Below are 16,804 nucleotides of genomic sequence, written 5' to 3'. Positions count from 1 at the left end.
GCAGGCGGGGGGAGCCGCGCGCCGCCGCCGCCGCCGCGCGGGCTGGGCGACAGGCTCGCCGTGATGTGGGCCGGCTGGCGCGGGCGGGCCTAGCCTGCCTCGCGCCCCCGCACCACCGTGCGGATGGCGAAGGCCGACTGGATGCGCGCCACCCCCGGCATGCGGGAGAGCTGCTCCTTGTGGATGCGCTCGTAATCGGCCGCGTCGCGCGCCTCGACGCGGAGCTGGTAGTCGGCCGAGCCGGTCATCAGGTAGCACTCGCACACTTCGGGGCATTGCCGCACGGCGGCCTCGAAGCGGTTGAAGCCGTCCTCCGTCTGCCGCTCCAGCGTGATCTGCACGATCACCACCGTGCGCCCCTGCGGCGCCGGCTCCTCGATGAGGGCGGTATAGCCGCGGATGGTCCCCCCCGCCTCCAGCATCCGCACCCGCCGCAGGCAGGCGGAGGGCGAGAGGCCGATGGCGGCGGCCAGCGCCGCGTTGCTCATCCGCCCGTCCGCGCGCAGCAGGCGCAGGATCTTGCGGTCCAGCGAGTCGAGGACGGTCTCCGGCATATTCTTTCAGGGATTCGCAGGAAATTCGAATGGTTCGGCGCGAATTCGCATGATGTTGCGCGGATCGCAAGCACCTGCCGCCGGTTCGCGCCTACGATACGCTTTCGTCACCAGCCCGTGAGGCTGTGGCGCGGCGGAGCGGAAGCACAATGAAGGTCCTCATTCTCGGTGCCGGCGTGGTCGGCGTCACCTCGGCCTACTACCTCGCCCGGGCAGGGCATGAGGTGGAGGTGGTGGACCGCCAGCAGGGCGCCGGGCTGGAGACCAGCTTCGCCAATGCCGGTCAGGTCTCCTTCGGCTATTCCTCGCCCTGGGCCGGGCCGGGCGTGCCGCTGAAGGCCGTGAAGTGGATGACGCAGAAGCACAGCCCGCTGGTGGTGCGCCCGCGGATGGACCCGGCGCAATGGTCCTGGCTGTGGCAGATGCTGCGCAACTGCACCGAGAAGGCCTACCAGATCAACAAGTCCCGCATGGTGCGGGTGGCCGACTACAGCCGCATGGCGCTGGCCGATCTGCGCGCCGAGACGGGCATCGAATACGACCACCGCGAGCGCGGCACGCTGCAATTGTTCCGCACGCAGCAGCAGCTCGACCATGTGGGCGACGATCTGCGCGTGCTGCGGCAGTACGACGTGCCCTTCGAGGTGCTGGACGCGGCCGGCTGCGTGGCGGCCGAGCCGGCACTGGCGCGGGTGCAGCACAAATTCGTGGGCGGGCTGCGCCTGCCGCAGGACGAGACGGGCGACGCGCATCTCTTCACCCAGCGCCTCGCCGCGCTCTGCGCCGAGATGGGGGTCACCTTCCGCTATGGCGTGGGCATCGAGCGGCTGATGCTGGAGGGCGGCGACATCGGCGGCGTGGTGACGGATGCCGGCGTGCTGACGGCGGACCGCTACCTGCTGGCCCTGGGCAGCTACTCCCCCACCCTGCTGGCGCCGTTGGGGCTGAAGCTGCCGGTCTATCCGGTGAAGGGCTACTCCCTGACCCTGCCGGTGACGGACGCCACCGCTGCCCCCGTCTCCACGGTGATGGACGAGACCTACAAGATCGCCATCACGCGGCTTGGCGACCGCATCCGCGTCGGCGGCACGGCGGAGATCGCCGGCTACGACATGCGACTGCACGATGAGCGGCGCGAGACGCTGCTGCATTCGGTGATGGATCTCTACCCGCAGGGCGGCGACCCGGCGCGTGCCCTGTTCTGGTGCGGCCTGCGCCCGATGACGCCGGACGGCACGCCCGTGATCGGCCCGACGAAGTTCCCGAAGCTCTTCCTGAACACCGGCCATGGCACGCTGGGCTGGACCATGTCCTGCGGCAGCGCGCGTCTGGCGGCCGATCTGGTGACCGGCCAGCGCCCCAACATCGAGCACGAGGACCTGGCCCTCAGCCGCTACGCCGCCTGAGACTCGCAGAAAAAAGAAGGGGTCCAGGGGAATTCCTTCCCCTGGCCTTTTCTACTGCTCGAAGATCCGGTGTTCCACCTTGTCGCCCGGCCGCAGGTTGAGCCGTTCGGCGGTGCCGGCGGCCAGTTCCAGCGTGGCGCGCACCAGCCCGCGGCTGTCGATGGTGGCGAGGCTGAGCGGCACGGTGCGCTCGGCGATGCGGTGGATGCGCCCATCCTCGCGGATGAACACCATGTCGAGCGAGGTGATGGTGTTCTGCATCCACATGCTGCTCTCGCGCGGCACGCCCCAGTCGAACAGCATCCCCTCATCCGGCTTCACCGACGGGCGGAACATCAGCCCGACGCGCTGCTGCTCCGGCGAGACGGCCATCTCGACGCGGAACTCATGGCGCTTGCCGTCGCGGGTGATGATGGCGAGCGGCTCCATGGGCAGGCGGGGCTGCGGCCCGGTCTGGGCCAGGGCCGGGCGGGTGAAGGCGGGGCGGGTGAAGGCGGCGAGCCCGAGCAGGGCCAGCAGGGATCGGCGGCGCATGGCGCTCCTTATGCCACACCGGCCAAGGGTTCCGGCAGCCCCTCCAGCGTGGCGGCGGCGAGGTGGCGGATCTCGCCGCGCACCGGCCCCGGGCGGGGCGCGTCCTGCAGGGTGGTGAACCAGCCCTCGGGCGGGTTGCGGCCGGCGGCGCGGTGGAAGCTGAGCGCCCGCAGCACCGCCTCGGCCCCGGGCGGCAGGCGGGCGGGCGGGTCGCGCCCGTCCAGCACGCCCCACACCCCTGCCCAGCAGCGCGCGACGGACCACGGGTTGTAGCCCCCGCCCCCCAGCACGATGAGGCGCGGCGCCTGCCCCATCACCGCCCGCACCGCCTGCCAATGGGCGTTGTTGGAGAGGCTGAGCTTGGCCAGCGGGTCCTCTTCCAGCGCATCGGCGCCGCATTGCAGCATGATGGCCTGCGGGCGGAGGTGGCGGATCACCGGCATCACCGCATGGTGCAGCAGGTAGGCGAATTCCGTGTCGTTCAGCCCCTGCGGCACGGGGATGTTGCGGGCGTGCCCTCCGGCGCGGTCCTCCAGCAGGCCCGTGTACGGCCAGCGCCCCGCCTCGTGGATGGAGAGGGTGAAGACGCGCGGATCATCATGGAAGGCGTCCTGAACCCCGTCGCCGTGATGCGCGTCGATGTCGAGGTAGAGGATGTTGGTCAGGCCGAGGTCCAGCCAGGCGAGCAGGCCGAGCACCGCGTCGTTCAGGTAGCAGAAGCCGCTGGCACGGTCCGGCCGGCCGTGGTGGGTGCCGCCCCCTGGCACATGCACGGTGCCGCCCTGCGCGGTGAGGCGCGCGGCCAGCATGACACCGCCGGCCCCGGTCGCGGGGCGGCGGAACACCTCGCGATAGACCGGGTTGCCGCGCGCGCCGATGTGGTGGCGCTCGCGCGCTTCGGGCGGCACGTCCTGCGCCGCCTCGGCGGCCACCAGCGCCGCGATGTAGTCCGGGTGGTGGAAGCGGGCGAGCTGCTCCGGCGTGGCGCGCGGGCTGTCGATGTAGCGGGCCGGGTCCAGCCAGCCCAGCGCGCCGATCAGGTCCAGCGCCGTGGAGACGCGGGGGATGGCGAGCGGGTGCTTCGGCCCGTAGGTCGATTTGCGGTAGATCTCGGACCCGATCAGCAGCGGCGCTTCCATCGGCGCAGCATGTGGGGCGGCGCCCCGCTTCGCAAAGGGTCGGCTTGCGCCGCTGTCATCGCAGCGGCATAGAGTTGTCATCCTCCGGGGGGAGTCCGATTCGCGGGCTGAGAGGCAGGGATGGGCCCTGCGACCCCTAGAACCTGATCCGGGTCATGCCGGCGAAGGGATCGGTGATCGCAATGGCGCCCTCGCTTGGCGTGTCCCTGCCTGGAATCCGTCTCGGCGGCCGTGCCGTGCTCGGCCGGCTCACGCTCGATTTCGCCGGTGGCGAGGTCACGGCGCTGCTCGGCCCCTCCGGCGTCGGCAAATCCACCCTGCTGCGGCTGCTGGCCGGGTTGCTGCCGGCGCCCGAGGGCACCCGCATCGCCCCCGCCGATGGCCTGAAGCTGGCTGGCCGCATCGCCTGGATGGGCCAGCAGGACCTGCTGCTGCCCTGGCTGACGCTGGCGGAAAATGTCGGCCTCGGCGCCCGGCTGCGCGGGCAACGCCCCGATGCGGCGCGGGCGCGCGACCTGATCGCGGCGGTGGGGCTGGCGGGGCGCGAGCGCGCCCGCCCGGCCGAGCTTTCGGGCGGCATGCGGCAGCGCGCGGCGCTGGCCCGCACGCTGATGGAGGACCGCCCCTTCGTGCTGATGGACGAGCCCTTCTCGGCGGTGGACGCGCCGACCCGGCACCGCCTGCAATCCATGGCCGCCGAATTGCTCCAGGGACGCACCGTGCTGCTGGTGACGCACGACCCGCTGGAGGCGCTGCGCCTCGCCCACCGCGTGCTGGTGCTGCGCCCCGGCGCGGACGGCGCCGTGCCCGAGGACCACCCGATGCCCCCCTCGCCCCCGCTGCGCGCCGCGCACGACCCGGATGTGCTGGCCGCCCAGGCGGCGCTGCTCGAGCGGCTGGCGGAGGCGGCATGAGGCCGCTCATCGCCGCGATCGGCCTGCTGCTGGCCTGGGAAGGCTATGTGTGGTGGAGCGAGGTGCCCCCCTTCCTGCTGCCGGCGCCGACGCGCGTGGCCGCGGCGCTGGTGGCGCGGTGGGACATCCTGCTCGGCCATGCCGGCACCACCGCCACCGAGATCGTCCTCGGCCTGCTGCTCGGCACGCTGCTCGGCATGGGCACGGCGCTGCTGCTGGCAGCCTGGCGCGGCGCGCGGCGCTGGGTGCTGCCGCTGCTGATCGCCAGCCAAGCCATCCCGGTCTTCGCCATCGCGCCGCTGCTGGTGCTGTGGCTGGGCTATGGGCTGGCCAGCAAGGTGGCCATGGCCACGCTGATCATCTTCTTCCCCGTCGCCACCGCCTTCTATGACGGGCTGCGCCGCACCGAGCCGGGCTGGCTCGACCTCGCCGCCACCATGGGCGCCGGGCGCGCCGCGGTGCTGTGGCGCATCCGCGTGCCGGCGGCGCTGCCCGGCCTGGCCTCCGGCCTGCGCGTGGCCGCGGCCGTGGCGCCCATCGGCGCCGTGGTGGGCGAGTGGGTCGGCGCCTCGGCCGGGCTCGGCTACGTCATGCTGCAGGCCAATGGCCGCAGCCAGACGGACATGATGTTCGCGGCGCTCACCCTCCTGGCCGCCATGGCCATGGCGCTGTGGTTCGCCACCGACCGGCTGCTGCGGGCGCTGCTGCCCTGGCAGCCCGACCAGCTTTCCGAAGAAGCGTGAGGAAACCCATGACCCCGATCTCCCGCCGGGCGCTGCCGGCGCTCGCCGCCCTCGCCCTGCCCGCCGCCACCGCCGGGGCCGCCCAGGCCCAGTCACCGGCCCAGTCCCCGGCCCAGTCCCCGGCGCCCGCCGCCACCCCGGCCAAGCTCACCCTGCTGCTGGACTGGTTCGTCAACCCCGACCACGCGCCGATCATCGTGGCGCAGGAGGGCGGGCACTTCGCCCGCGCCGGGCTGGAGGTGCGGCTGGTGGCGCCGGCCGACCCGAACGACCCGCCCCGGCTGGTGGCGGCCAAGCAGGCCGATCTCGGCGTCTACTACCAGAAGAACCTGCACTTGGCGGTGGACCAGGGCCTGCCGCTGGCGCGCGTCGGCACGCTGGTGGCCACGCCCCTCTCCACCCTCTCCGTGCTGCGCGACGGCCCGGTGAAGCGGCTGGAGGACCTCAAGGGCAAGAAGGTCGGCTTCAGCACCGCCGGCTTCGAGGAAGTGGCGCTCGACACCATCCTCGGCACGGTGGGCCTCTCCTCGCGCGACGTGACGCTGGTCAACGTCAATTTCGGCCTGTCCTCGGCGCTGATGTCCGGGCAGGTGGATGCCATCCTGGGCGGCTTCCGCAATTTCGAGCTGCACCAGATGGAGATCGAGAAGCGCCCCGGCCGCGCCTTCTACCCCGAGCAGCACGGCATGCCGATCTATGACGAGCTGATCTACGTGGCGCACCGCGACCGGGTGAAGGACCCCGCGCTGCGCCGTTTCATGGACGCGCTGGAGGCCGCCACCACCTTCCTCGTCAACAACCCGGAGGAGAGCTGGACCATGTTCATCGCCGGCCAGCGGCGGGAGCTGGACAACGAGCTGAACCGCCGCGCCTTCAAGGACACGCTGAACCGCTTCTCCCTCGCCCCCGCGGCGCTGGACGCCAACCGCTACCAGCGCTTCGCCCGCTTCCTGGAGGGGCGGAAGATGATCCGCGCCGTGCCGCCGCTGGAGCAGTATGCGGTGGAGCTGCCGGTGGCCTGACGGCGTCATTACCGATCTAGGTATATATTCCTTTACTACGGTGCGGCCCTTTTGCTAGGAAAATAAGCCTTAGCGAAAGGGTTCGCCATGCTCTCCGCCGCGCAATTCCAGCAGCTTTTCCCCGAGGCGCCCGAGGCGCACCGCAGCGCCTTCCTCGCCTCCGCCACGGCGCTGTTCCACCAGGCCGGGCTGCACGCCCGGCCGGCGCGCTGCCATTTCTTCCTGGCCCAGCTCGGCCATGAATCGGAGGGGCTGCGCCGGGTGGAGGAGGATTTGTCCTATTCCGCCGCGCGGCTGATGCAGGTGTGGCCGGCGCGCTTCCCCACCCTGGCGGCCGCCACGCCCTGCGCGCGGAACCCCGAGGCGCTGGCCGAGCGCGTCTATGGCGGCCGCATGGGCAATGACCGGCAGGGCGATGGCTACCGCTACCGCGGGCGCGGCTATCTCCAGCTCACCGGGCGGGATGCGTACCGCGCCGTGGGCGCCCTTGCCGGCCTGCCGCTGGAGGCACAGCCCGAGCTGGCCGCCACGCCGCAGCACGCCCTGGCGGTGGCCTGCGGCGTCTGGGTCTGGAAGGCGCTGAACCCCTATTGCGACGCGGGGGACTTCACCGGCCTCAGCCGGCGCATCAATGGCGGGCTGGTGGGGTTGCAGGACCGCTTCGCCTGGCTGGCGCGCGCCCAGGCCTGCCTGCCCTGGCCGGGGCTGGAGCAGGTGCGCGCCGTGCAGCGCCTGCTCCGCGCGCGCGGCCTGTATGACGGCTCGATCGACGGCATCCTCGGCCGCCGCAGCCTGGCCGGGCTGGCGGTGCTGCGCGCCGAGGCCGGGCTGCCGCCGGGCGGGCTGGATGGCGCGGTGCTGGCCCTGCTGCCGGCCGGGGATGGCGCCGCGCCGGCACGCGCCGCCTGAGCGGCCCCACACTCTCAAGTTGACTTTAGCCCGGCCGCCATGCGCTGATTTCGCCCGACAGGGAGGAAGAAACAGGCGTGGCCGACCGGGCGAAGCTCTGGTCCGTCTCCGCGCTGGCGCGCGAGTTCGGGCTCACCGCGCAGGCGCTGCGCTTCTACGAGGCGCGCGGCCTGCTGCACCCCCGCCGGCAGGACGGGGCGCGGGTCTATGACTACCGCGACCATGCCCGGCTGCGGCTGATCCAGAAGTTCCGCCACCTTGGCTTCTCCCTGGAGCAGATCGGCGAGTACCTGGCGCAGTACCGCGCCGGTCGGCCGAATGCCGCGCAGTTCCGCCTGGGCCTCGCCCGCATCGAGGCGCGGCTGGCCGATTTGCGGCAGATGCGCCGCGAGCTGGACGAGACCATCACCGAGCTGGAAGCGATGCGGGAGGATGCGCAGGCGCGCCTCCGCTGCGCCTGCCACGACGCTGCCTGAGGGAGACCGCCACGCATGCCCGCCTACCACCCGCCCACCGAGGAGATGCTGGCGCTGCTGGAGGAGGTGCTGCAGGCCGGCCCCGCCCTGGCCGCGCTCCCCCCCCTTTCACCGGATGGCGCCGAGGGCGACCCCCTGCCCCTGTTGCGCGACGTGCTCGAGGAGGCGGGGCGCTTCGCCGCCGGAGCGCTGGCCCCGCTCAACCGGAGCGGCGACGAGGAGGGCTGCCGGCTGGAGAACGGCGTGGTGCGCGTGCCGCAGGGCTTCACGGAGGCCTATGCCGCCTTTGTCGCGGGCGGCTGGGGCGGGCTGTCCCAGGCGCCGGAATGGGGCGGCCAGGGACTGCCGCGCGCCGCGCAGATCCTGCTCGACGAGATGATGGCCTCCGCAAACTTCTCTTTCGGCCTCTTCCCCGGCCTGACGCGCGGCGCGGTGGAGGCGATCGAGCGCCACGCCTCGGAGGACCTCAAGGCGCGCTACCTGCCGAAGCTGGTCTCGGGCGAATGGTGCGGCGCCATGGCGCTGACCGAGCCGCAGGCGGGCACCGATCTCGGCCTGCTGCGCACCCGCGCCGAGCCGCAGCCCGATGGATCGCTGCGCGTCACCGGCGGCAAGATCTTCATCACCGCCGGGGACCACGAGATGGCGGAGAACATCGTCCATCTCGTGCTGGCGCGGCTGCCGGATGCGCCGCCCGGCGTGCGCGGCATCAGCCTGGTGCTGGTGCCGAAATACCTGCCCGACGCGGAAGGCCGGCCCGGCGCGCGCAACGCCATGTCGGTCGGCGCGCTGGAGCGCAAGATGGGCATCCACGCCTCGCCGACCTGCGTCATGAACTATGACGGCGCAACGGGCTGGCTGGTCGGCGCGCCGCACCGGGGGCTGGCGGCGATGTTCACCATGATGAACGCCGAGCGCCTCTTCGTCGGCATCCAGGGGCTGGGCATCGCCGAGGCCGCCTATCAGGGCGCGGTGGCCTATGCGCGGGAGCGCCGCCAGGGCCGCGCCGCCGGCGAGAAGGGCGAGGCGGCGCAGCCGATCCTGGTCCACCCCGACGTGAAGCGGATGCTGCTCACCATCCGCGCCTTCACCGGCGCCGGGCGCGCGCTGGCGCTGTGGGTGGCGCTGCGGATGGAGGAGGCCGCCCGCCACCCGGACCCCGCCGCGCGCGCCGAGGCGGAGGGGCATGTCGCGCTGCTCACCCCTGTCATCAAGGCGGCCTTCACCGATCTCGGCTTCGAGGCGGCGGTGCTCGGGCAGCAGGTGCTGGGCGGGCATGGCTATGTGCGCGAATGGGGCATGGAACAGCTCGTGCGCGATGCCCGCATCGCGCAGATCTACGAGGGCACCAACGGCGTGCAGGCCATGGACCTCGCGGGCCGCAAGCTCTCGGTGGAGGACGGCGCGCTGCCCGCCCGCTTCTTCGCGCTGGTGCGGGCCGAGATCGAGGCCGCTGGCGGCACCCCCGGCGCCGAGGCCTACACCGCGCCGCTGGCCGCCGCGCTGAAGCGGCTGGAGGCCGCCACGGCCCGCCTCACCCGCCGCGCCGCCGCCAACCCGGCCGAGACCGGCGCCGCGGCTTCCGACTATCTGCGGCTCTTCGCGCTGGTCGCGCTGGGCTGGATGTGGGCGCGCATGGCGCTGGCCGCGCTGCGGGCCGGGGGGGCCGCCACGCCGCGCCAGCGCGCCTGGCGGGATGTGGCGGGCTTCTTCATGGCCCGCCTCCTGCCGCAGAGCGTGGCGCTCGACATCGCTTTGGCCGAGGGCGCCGCGCCGCTGCTCGCCCTGCCCGAGGAGGCCTACTGACCGCGCCGACCGCCTCCGCCGCCACTGCCCGACAATCAAGAAAATCCCAGGGAGGAAACACGATGCGAGGGCTGATGATGGACGTGCCGCTGCTGGTACCATCCCTGCTGCGCCACGCCGCGGAGTTCCACGCCGACACCGAGATCGTCTCGCGCACCGTCGAGGGATCCATCCACCGCACCACCTATGCGGAAACCCAGGCCCGGGTGCAGCGCCTGGCCAACGCGCTGGTGGCACTGGGGCTGGGCGCGGGAGACCGCGTCGGCACCCTGGCCTGGAACGGCTACCGGCACCTGGAGATCTACTACGCCACGGCCGGCGCCGGCATGGTCTGCCACACCATCAACCCGCGCCTCTTCCCCGAGCAGATCGCCGGCATCATCGACCATGCGGAGGATTCCATCCTTTGCGCCGACCTCACCTTCCTGCCGCTGCTGCAGGGGCTGGCCGGCCGGCTCGGCACGGTGCGCGCCATCGTGGTGATGACGGACGCCGCCCACATGCCGCCCCAGGCCGAGGGCCTGCCGCCCTTCCTCTGCTACGAGGCGCTGCTGGCCGGCCAGCCGGCCGAATTCGACTGGCCGGCGCTGGACGAGAACGAGGCCTGCGGCCTCTGCTACACCTCCGGCACCACGGGCGCGCCGAAGGGCGTGCTCTACAGCCACCGCGCCACGGTGCTGCATGCCATGGCCTCGGCGATGCCGGATGTCTTCGCCATCGGCGCCGCCTCGGTGGTGATGCCGGTGGTGCCGATGTTCCACGTCAATGCCTGGGGCATCCCCTATGCCGCGCCGATGGTGGGGGCCAAGCTGGTGCTGCCCGGCCCTAAGCTGGACGGCGCCAGCCTGCACGAGCTGATCACCGCCGAGGGCGTCACCTTCTCCGCCGGCGTGCCCACCGTCTGGATGGCGATGCTGGACTGGATGGCGGCGAATGGCCGCGATGCCGGCCCGATGAAGCGCGTGGCGATCGGCGGCTCCGCCTGCCCGGCGGTGATGATCGAGCGCTTCGAGGCGATGGGCGTCTCCGTGCTGCATGCCTGGGGCATGACCGAGACCAGCCCGATCGGCCTCGCCGCCTCGCCCAAGGCGAAGCACCAGGGCGCCACGCCGGCGCAGCGCCTGGCGCTCTCCAGCAAGCAGGGGCGGCCGCTCTACGGCATGGAGTTCCGCGTCGTCGGCGCCGACGGGCAGGATGTGCCACGCGACGGCACGGCCTTTGGCCGCATGCTGGTGCGCGGCCCCTGGGTGGCCGCCGCCTATCACGCGGCGCCCGACAGCCCGGCCCACGCCACCCCCGGCTGGTTCGACACGGGCGACGTGGTGACGATGGATGCCGATGGCTATGTCGCCATCGTCGACCGCACCAAGGACGTCATCAAGTCCGGCGGCGAGTGGATCAGCTCGATCGAGCTGGAGAACATCGCCGTCGCCCACCCCGCCGTGCAGGAGGCCGCCGCCGTGGCGCGGCCCGACCCGAAATGGGGCGAGCGGCCGCTGCTGGTGGTGGTGCTGCGCCCCGGCGCCAGCCTGACGAACGAGGAGATGCGCGCGCATTTCGAGGGGCGCGTGGCGCGCTGGTGCATCCCCGACCAGATCCGCATCGTCGAGGAGCTGCCGCACACGGCGACGGGCAAGCTGCTCAAGTCGCGCATCCGGCAGCTCTACGCGCAGACGGCGGACGTCTGAGGAAGCAGGTCCGGGGGAAGGACTTCCCCCGGACCCCCATCTTTTTCCGGCAATGACAAGAACAACAGGGAGCGTGCGTCAGATGAATATCATCCTTCCACGTCGTCATCTGCTCGCGGGCACGGGTGCCGCGCTGCTGGCCGGGCGCTCCGCCCGCGCCCAGGCGAAGCAGACCATCCGCATCGGCGTGCTGACCGACATGTCCGGCCCCTACCGCGACCCCACCGGGCCGGGCAGCGTCGCCTGCGCCCGCCAGGCGGCCGAGGAATTCATGGCCGCGCATCCGGGCATCAATGTCGAGATCCTCTCGGCCGACCACCAGAACCGCGCCGACACCGGCTCTACCATCGCCCGCCGCTGGTACGACCAGGAGGGGGTGGACATGATCCTGGACGTGCCGACCTCCTCCGTGGCGCTCGCCGTGGCCGGCGTGACGCGGGACAAGGACAAGGTCTTCGTCAACTCGGGCGCCGCCACCACCGACCTGCACGGCGCCCAGTGCAACCCCAACACCGTGCACTGGACCTACGACACCTACATGCTGGCCAAGTCCACCGGCGGCGCGCTGACCCGCGCGGGGGGCGATTCCTGGTACTTCATCACCGCCGACTACACCTTCGGCCACCACCTGCAGCGGGACACCACCCGCTTCGTCGAGGAGGCGGGCGGCAAGGTCCTGGGCGGCGCGCGCTACCCCTTCCCCTCCACCACCGACTTCTCCTCCTACCTGGTGCAGGCGCAGGCCAGCCGGGCCAAGATCATCGGCCTCGCCAATGCGGGGGCGGACACGGTGAACGCGGTGAAGCAGGCGCGCGAATTCGGCCTCACCCGCCGCGCCAAGATGGCCACGCTGCTGATGGCCATCGCCGACGTGCACGGGCTGGGGCTGGAGAACGCCCAGGGGCTACTGCTGACCGAAAGCTTCTACTGGGACCTCAACGACCGCACCCGCGCCTTCGCCAGGCGCGTGACGCCGAAGATGCCGGCCGGACTGCCGATGGGGATGATCCATGCCGGCTGCTACGCCGGCGCGCTGCACTACCTGAAGGCGGTGGCCGATCTCGGGCCGGAGGCGGCACGCCGCTCCGGCCGCGCCGTGGTGGAGCGGATGAAGGCCATGCCCACCGATGACGACGCCTTCGGCGCCGGCAGCATCCGCGCCGATGGCCGCAAGCTGCACCCCTCCTACCTCTTCGAGGTGAAGTCGCCACAGGAGAGCAAGGGCCCGTTCGACTACTACAAGCTGGTGCAGACCACCGCGGCCGAGGAGGCTTTCCGCCCCATGGCCGAGGGCGGCTGCGCGATGACGCGGGCCTGATCGGGGGGCCGCTGGGAGAGCGGCCGGGGCAGCGCTAGAAGGGCGCCGCCCCGGCGGCCTCCCGCCAGCCGGGGGGAGATGCAGGCCATGCCCAACCCTTCGCCCGCCCCGGAACGGCAGCCATGAAGGCCGTCGCCACCAGCCTGGCGCTGCCGCTGCGGCAGATCACCGACCCCGGCTTCCGCGCACCGCTGCTGAAGGGGCTGGGCCTCTCCATCCTCGCCTTCGCCGGGCTCGCCTTCCTGGCGGATTGGGGCGTCGGCGTCCTGGCCGGCGGCGAGGGCTGGCTTGCCACCCTGGCCGGGCTGCTGGGCGGGGCGCTGGTACTGGTCCTGTCCGTGTGGCTGTTCGTGCCGGTGCTGCTGGCGCTGACCAGCCTGTTCCTCGACGACGTGGCGGAGGCGGTGGAGCGCCGCTTCTACCCCGGCCTGCCGGAGGCCCGGGGGGCTTCGCTGGCGGCGCAGGTCTGGGCCGGCCTGCGCATGTCCCTCCGCCTGCTGGCGCTGAGCCTGGTGATCCTGCCGCTCGGGCTGGTGGCGCCGCCCGTGGGGGTGGTGCTGTTCTGGGCGGTGGCCGCCGTCTCGGTCGGGTACGGGCTGTTCGATGGCGTGGCGCAGCGCCGCCTGCCGGTGGCAGAGGCCAACCTGCTGCGCCGCGCGCGCCGCACGGAGGTGCTGGCGCTGGGCGGCGCGCTGGCCGCGCTGGCGGTGGTGCCGGTGGCCAATCTGCTGGTGCCGGTGCTGGGCACCGCCGCCATGACCCACCTGTTCCACCGCCGCGCCGACGGCACTCCGGCCCCGCGCGCCTGAGCCTTCCGCCCGATGCCGGCTGGACGCCCGCATCGGGCCCTTTCTATACTGCCTTCGGTATACAGAATAATAGCAGCCACAAACCTGCGCCGAAGGAGACGCCCCATGCAGTTCCAGACCCTGTTCCAGCCGGCGCTGGAGCGGCCCGTGCAGGTGGCGCTGCTCGGCGCCGGGGAGTTCGGCCTTTCCCTGATCGCCCAGGCGCGGCGGATGCGCGGGCTCGACATCGTCGCGGCCTTCGACCTCGACCCCGCCCGCGTCTCGGCGGCGCTGACCGAGATGGGCGCGCCGCACCGCCGCTGCGCCAGCCTCGCCGAGGCGGAGGCCGCCCGCGCCGCCGGCGCCCTGGCCCTGTGCGAGCGGCTGGACGACCTGCTGCGCCTGCCGCTCGGCATGGTGGTGGAGGCCACGGGCCATGCCGAGGCGGGCGCCGCCCATGCCGAGGCCGCCATCGCCGCCGGCATCGGCGTGGCCATGGTGAGCAAGGAGGCGGAATGCGTGGTGGGACCGGAACTGGCCCGCCAGGCCGCCGCCGCCGGCGTGCCCTACACGCTGGTGGATGGCGACCAGCCGGCGCTGCTGATCGGCCTCGTCTCCTGGGCGCGGCTGCTGGGCCTGCCCATTGTCGCCGCCGGCAAGAGCAGCGAATATGATTTCGTGCTGGACCCGGCGACCGAGATGGTCACCTGGCTGGAGCAGCGCGTGCACGCGCCCGGCATGATGCGCCACTGGGCGCTGGGCCAGGACGCCGCGGCCACCGTGGCGGCGCGCGAGGCGCTGCTTTCCAGCCTGCCGCTGCGCACGGTGCCGGATTCCTGCGAGATGACGCTGGTGGCCAACGCCACCGGCATCCTGCCCGACCGCGACACCTTCCACGCCCCCCTCGCCCGCACCGTCGAGTTGCCGGAGCTGTATGGCCCGCGTGACACGGGGGGTCTGCTCTCCGCCCCCGGCCGGCTCGACGTGTTCAACTGCCTGCGCCGCCCGGACGAGGCGAGTTTCGCCGGCGGTGTCTACGTGGTGGTGGAACTGGCCGATGCGCGCACCGGCGGGCTCTTCGCCGGCAAGGGCATCCCCGTCTCGGCCGACCGGCGGCGGGCGCTGATCTACAATCCGTCCCACCTGCTCGGCGTCGAGGCGCCGACCTCGATCATGGCGGCGGGGGCGATGCGCCATTCCATGGTCGGCCCCGACTACGCCCAGCGCGTGGACCTGCTGGCCCAGGCGACGTGCGACCTGCCGGCGGGGCATGTCCTGGCCATCGAGGGCACGCGCCATGCCGTGCCGGGGCTGGAGCCGCTGCTGCGGCCGACCATGCCCGAGGCGCCGGACGCGCCCCTGCCCTACTACATGGCAGTGGGGCTGCGGCTGCGCCGGGCCGTGGCCGCCGGCGCCGTGCTGACGCGCGACATGGTGGAGCCCCCGGCCGGCAGCACGCTGTGGCGGCTGCGCGCCGCGCAGGAGGCGCGGCTGCCCGCCGGTTGACCGCGGCCCGCTGACCGGACGATACGGAAGGCGGGCCGGCGCCGCCTTCCCGCGGCGCCGCGGAACGGACCGGATTTCCACGCATGCTGCGGCGCTTCTTCGCCTATTACCGGCCCCATCGGGGGCTGTTCCTGCTCGATTTCTCCTGTGCCGTGCTGGCCGGGCTTCTGGAGCTGGGCTTTCCCATCGCGGTGAAGCTCTTCGTCGATGAGCTGCTGCCGGGCGGCGACTGGGGATTGATCCTGTTGGCTGCCGCCGGGCTGCTGGCCATCTACCTGGTCAACACCGGGCTGATGGCCGTGGTCACCTACTGGGGGCATGCGCTCGGCATCAACATCGAGACGGAGATGCGCCGCAAGGCCTTCGACCACCTCCAGAAGCTTTCCTTCCGCTTCTACGACAACCAGAAGACCGGCCATCTCGTCGCCCGCGTCACCAAGGATCTGGAGGAGGTGGGCGAGGTCGCGCATCACGGGCCGGAGGATCTGTTCCTGGCGGTGATGACGCTCATCGGCGCCTTCATCCTGATGTTCACCGTGCATGTGGAGCTGGCCTTCCTCACCGCGCTGGTGGTGCCGGTCATCGCCTGGGGCTCGACGCATTTCGGCGCCAGCATGACCACCACCTGGCGGCAGCTCTTCGGCCGTGTCGGCGCCTTCAACGCGCGCATCGAGGAGGCGGTGGGCGGCATCCGCGTGGTGCAGGCCTTCGGCAATGAGGACCATGAGCGCGCCCTCTTCGCCTACGACAATGCGCGCTACCGCACCACCAAGCTGCAGGCCTACCGCATCATGGCCGCCAGCCAGTCGCTGAACTATCTCGGCATGCGGCTGACCCAGATGATCGTCATGATCGCCGGCAGCTACTACGTGCTGAATGGGCAGCTCTCCAACGGGGCTTTCGTGGGGTTCCTGCTGCTGGTCGGCGTGTTCTTCCGCCCCATCGAGAAGATCAGCGCCGTCATCGAGACCTATCCGAAGGGCATTGCCGGCTTCCGCCGCTATACCGAGCTGCTCGACACCGAGCCCGATATCGCCGACGCGCCGGATGCGGCCCCTGCCCCACCGCTGCGTGGCGAGATCCGCTACGAGAAGGTCTCCTTCAGCTATGGAAGCGGCGCGCCGGTTCTGCGCTCCATCGACCTCACCATCCGCGCGGGAGAGACGGTGGCCTTCGTCGGGCCCTCGGGTGCGGGCAAGACAACGCTCTGCTCCCTGCTGCCGCGCTTCTACGAGGTGCAGGAGGGGCGCATCACCATCGACGGGATCGACATCCGGCGCATGACACTGGCTTCGCTGCGCGCGCAGATCGGCATCGTGCAGCAGGATGTGTTCCTGTTCGCCGGCACGCTGCGCGAGAACATCGCCTATGGCCGGCTCGGCGCCAGCGAGGCGGAGATCCGCGACGCGGCCCGGCGCGCCCGGCTGGACAGCGTGATCGCTGCACTGCCCGAGGGGATGGAGACGCTGATCGGCGAGCGGGGCGTGAAGCTCTCGGGCGGGCAGAAGCAGCGCCTGGCGATTGCCCGCATCTTCCTGCGCAACCCGCCCATCCTGATCCTCGACGAGGCCACCTCGGCGCTCGATACGGAGACGGAGCGCGCCATCCAGGAATCCCTGGCGGAATTGTCGCAAGGACGCACCACCCTGGTCATCGCCCATCGGCTGGCCACGATCCGCGACGCGGATAGAATCGTGGTGGTGGATGGCAGCGGCATCGCCGCACGCGGGTCACACGAGGATCTGCTCAGGCAATCCCCGCTCTACCGCCGTCTGCATGCGGTACAGGCCGGAACGGCCTGAAAGCGGGTGGGAAGGCCATGAGCCTTCCCACCCGGGGATTTTCATGACGCCAGGACCGGAGCCCGAACGCAGAAAGCCACCCTTTTGGGGTGGCTTTTTGTGTGATTTGGATGCGGGGACAGGATTTGAACCTGTGACCTTCAGGTTATGAGCCTGACGAGCTACCGGGCTGCTCCACCCCGCGGTGGTGAGAGTATCC

Annotated in this window: 15 protein-coding genes, 1 tRNA gene and 1 riboswitch; of the genes, 12 read left to right on the top strand and 4 right to left on the bottom strand. The window is 71.9% G+C overall.

What is annotated here, in order from left to right; genetic code table 11:
- Nucleotides 1-89: 89 nt before the first annotated feature.
- Nucleotides 90-554: an Lrp/AsnC family transcriptional regulator gene (locus ACFOY6_RS21530; protein ID WP_109517615.1), complete on the bottom strand. Its 465-nt coding sequence runs from the start codon at nt 552-554 to the stop codon at nt 90-92.
- Nucleotides 555-703: 149 nt separating this feature from the next.
- Here ACFOY6_RS21530 and ACFOY6_RS21525 point away from each other — a divergent pair, with 149 nt between their 5' ends.
- Nucleotides 704-1,960: a D-amino acid dehydrogenase gene (locus ACFOY6_RS21525; protein ID WP_379652210.1), complete on the top strand. Its 1,257-nt coding sequence runs from the start codon at nt 704-706 to the stop codon at nt 1,958-1,960.
- A 51-nt stretch (nt 1,961-2,011) separates the two neighbouring features.
- Here the strand turns inward: ACFOY6_RS21525 and ACFOY6_RS21520 are convergent, their stop codons facing one another.
- Together ACFOY6_RS21520 and ACFOY6_RS21515 are read right to left on the bottom strand one after the other, a co-directional pair.
- Entirely contained in the window at nt 2,012-2,494 is a 483-nt protein-coding gene (locus ACFOY6_RS21520) for a DUF192 domain-containing protein (protein WP_109517613.1), read from the bottom strand.
- An 8-nt stretch (nt 2,495-2,502) separates the two neighbouring features.
- Nucleotides 2,503-3,633: an acetoin utilization protein AcuC gene (locus tag ACFOY6_RS21515; protein ID WP_379633864.1), complete on the bottom strand. Its 1,131-nt coding sequence runs from the start codon at nt 3,631-3,633 to the stop codon at nt 2,503-2,505.
- Between the two features lie 77 nt (nt 3,634-3,710).
- A riboswitch (TPP riboswitch) is annotated at nt 3,711-3,821 on the top strand.
- On the opposite strand from ACFOY6_RS21515, the gene ACFOY6_RS21510 reads away from it, so the two are divergent.
- From ACFOY6_RS21510 to ACFOY6_RS21460, 11 genes are all read left to right on the top strand, one after another.
- Nucleotides 3,816-4,547 carry an ABC transporter ATP-binding protein gene (locus tag ACFOY6_RS21510; RefSeq protein WP_379633862.1) on the top strand — a complete coding sequence of 244 codons (732 nt, stop codon included), beginning with the start codon at nt 3,816-3,818 and terminating at the stop codon, nt 4,545-4,547. (Overlaps the previous riboswitch by 6 nt.)
- On the top strand, nt 4,544-5,290 hold the full coding sequence (locus ACFOY6_RS21505) for an ABC transporter permease (protein ID WP_379652209.1): 747 nt from the start codon (nt 4,544-4,546) through the stop codon (nt 5,288-5,290). The genes ACFOY6_RS21510 and ACFOY6_RS21505 overlap by 4 nt, the downstream gene beginning before the upstream one ends.
- A gap of 8 nt (nt 5,291-5,298) precedes the next feature.
- The gene (locus ACFOY6_RS21500; RefSeq protein ID WP_379633855.1) at nt 5,299-6,312 is read left to right on the top strand and encodes an ABC transporter substrate-binding protein; all 1,014 of its coding nucleotides are present in this window, start codon (nt 5,299-5,301) and stop codon (nt 6,310-6,312) included.
- 87 nt (nt 6,313-6,399) lie between these two features.
- Nucleotides 6,400-7,221, top strand: a complete 822-nt coding sequence (locus tag ACFOY6_RS21495) for a hypothetical protein (RefSeq protein ID WP_379652208.1) — start codon at nt 6,400-6,402, stop codon at nt 7,219-7,221.
- Between the two features lie 77 nt (nt 7,222-7,298).
- Nucleotides 7,299-7,697, top strand: coding sequence for a MerR family transcriptional regulator (locus ACFOY6_RS21490; RefSeq protein ID WP_379652207.1), 399 nt, complete (start codon nt 7,299-7,301; stop codon nt 7,695-7,697).
- Nucleotides 7,698-7,712: 15 nt separating this feature from the next.
- Nucleotides 7,713-9,503: an acyl-CoA dehydrogenase C-terminal domain-containing protein gene (locus ACFOY6_RS21485; protein WP_379652206.1), complete on the top strand. Its 1,791-nt coding sequence runs from the start codon at nt 7,713-7,715 to the stop codon at nt 9,501-9,503.
- Nucleotides 9,504-9,565: 62 nt separating this feature from the next.
- On the top strand, nt 9,566-11,191 hold the full coding sequence (locus tag ACFOY6_RS21480; protein ID WP_379652205.1) for a long-chain-fatty-acid--CoA ligase: 1,626 nt from the start codon (nt 9,566-9,568) through the stop codon (nt 11,189-11,191).
- 82 nt (nt 11,192-11,273) lie between these two features.
- Nucleotides 11,274-12,509, top strand: a complete 1,236-nt coding sequence (locus ACFOY6_RS21475) for an ABC transporter substrate-binding protein (RefSeq protein ID WP_379652204.1) — start codon at nt 11,274-11,276, stop codon at nt 12,507-12,509.
- A 122-nt stretch (nt 12,510-12,631) separates the two neighbouring features.
- Complete coding sequence (locus tag ACFOY6_RS21470) at nt 12,632-13,318, top strand: EI24 domain-containing protein (protein ID WP_109519281.1); 687 nt, start codon at nt 12,632-12,634, stop codon at nt 13,316-13,318.
- 105 nt (nt 13,319-13,423) lie between these two features.
- Nucleotides 13,424-14,803 carry an SAF domain-containing protein gene (locus ACFOY6_RS21465; protein ID WP_379652203.1) on the top strand — a complete coding sequence of 460 codons (1,380 nt, stop codon included), beginning with the start codon at nt 13,424-13,426 and terminating at the stop codon, nt 14,801-14,803.
- An 83-nt stretch (nt 14,804-14,886) separates the two neighbouring features.
- Nucleotides 14,887-16,605, top strand: a complete 1,719-nt coding sequence (locus ACFOY6_RS21460) for an ABC transporter ATP-binding protein (protein ID WP_379652202.1) — start codon at nt 14,887-14,889, stop codon at nt 16,603-16,605.
- 107 nt (nt 16,606-16,712) lie between these two features.
- Here ACFOY6_RS21460 and ACFOY6_RS21455 read toward each other — a convergent pair.
- Nucleotides 16,713-16,789: transfer RNA gene (locus ACFOY6_RS21455), tRNA-Met, on the bottom strand.
- Between the last annotated feature and the right edge of the window lie 15 nt (nt 16,790-16,804).

It is taken from the genome of Teichococcus aestuarii, from assembly GCF_042651065.1.
Classification (GTDB): Bacteria; Pseudomonadota; Alphaproteobacteria; order Acetobacterales; family Acetobacteraceae; genus Pseudoroseomonas; species Pseudoroseomonas aestuarii.
This window is presented reverse-complemented; position numbering and strand designations above follow the sequence as displayed.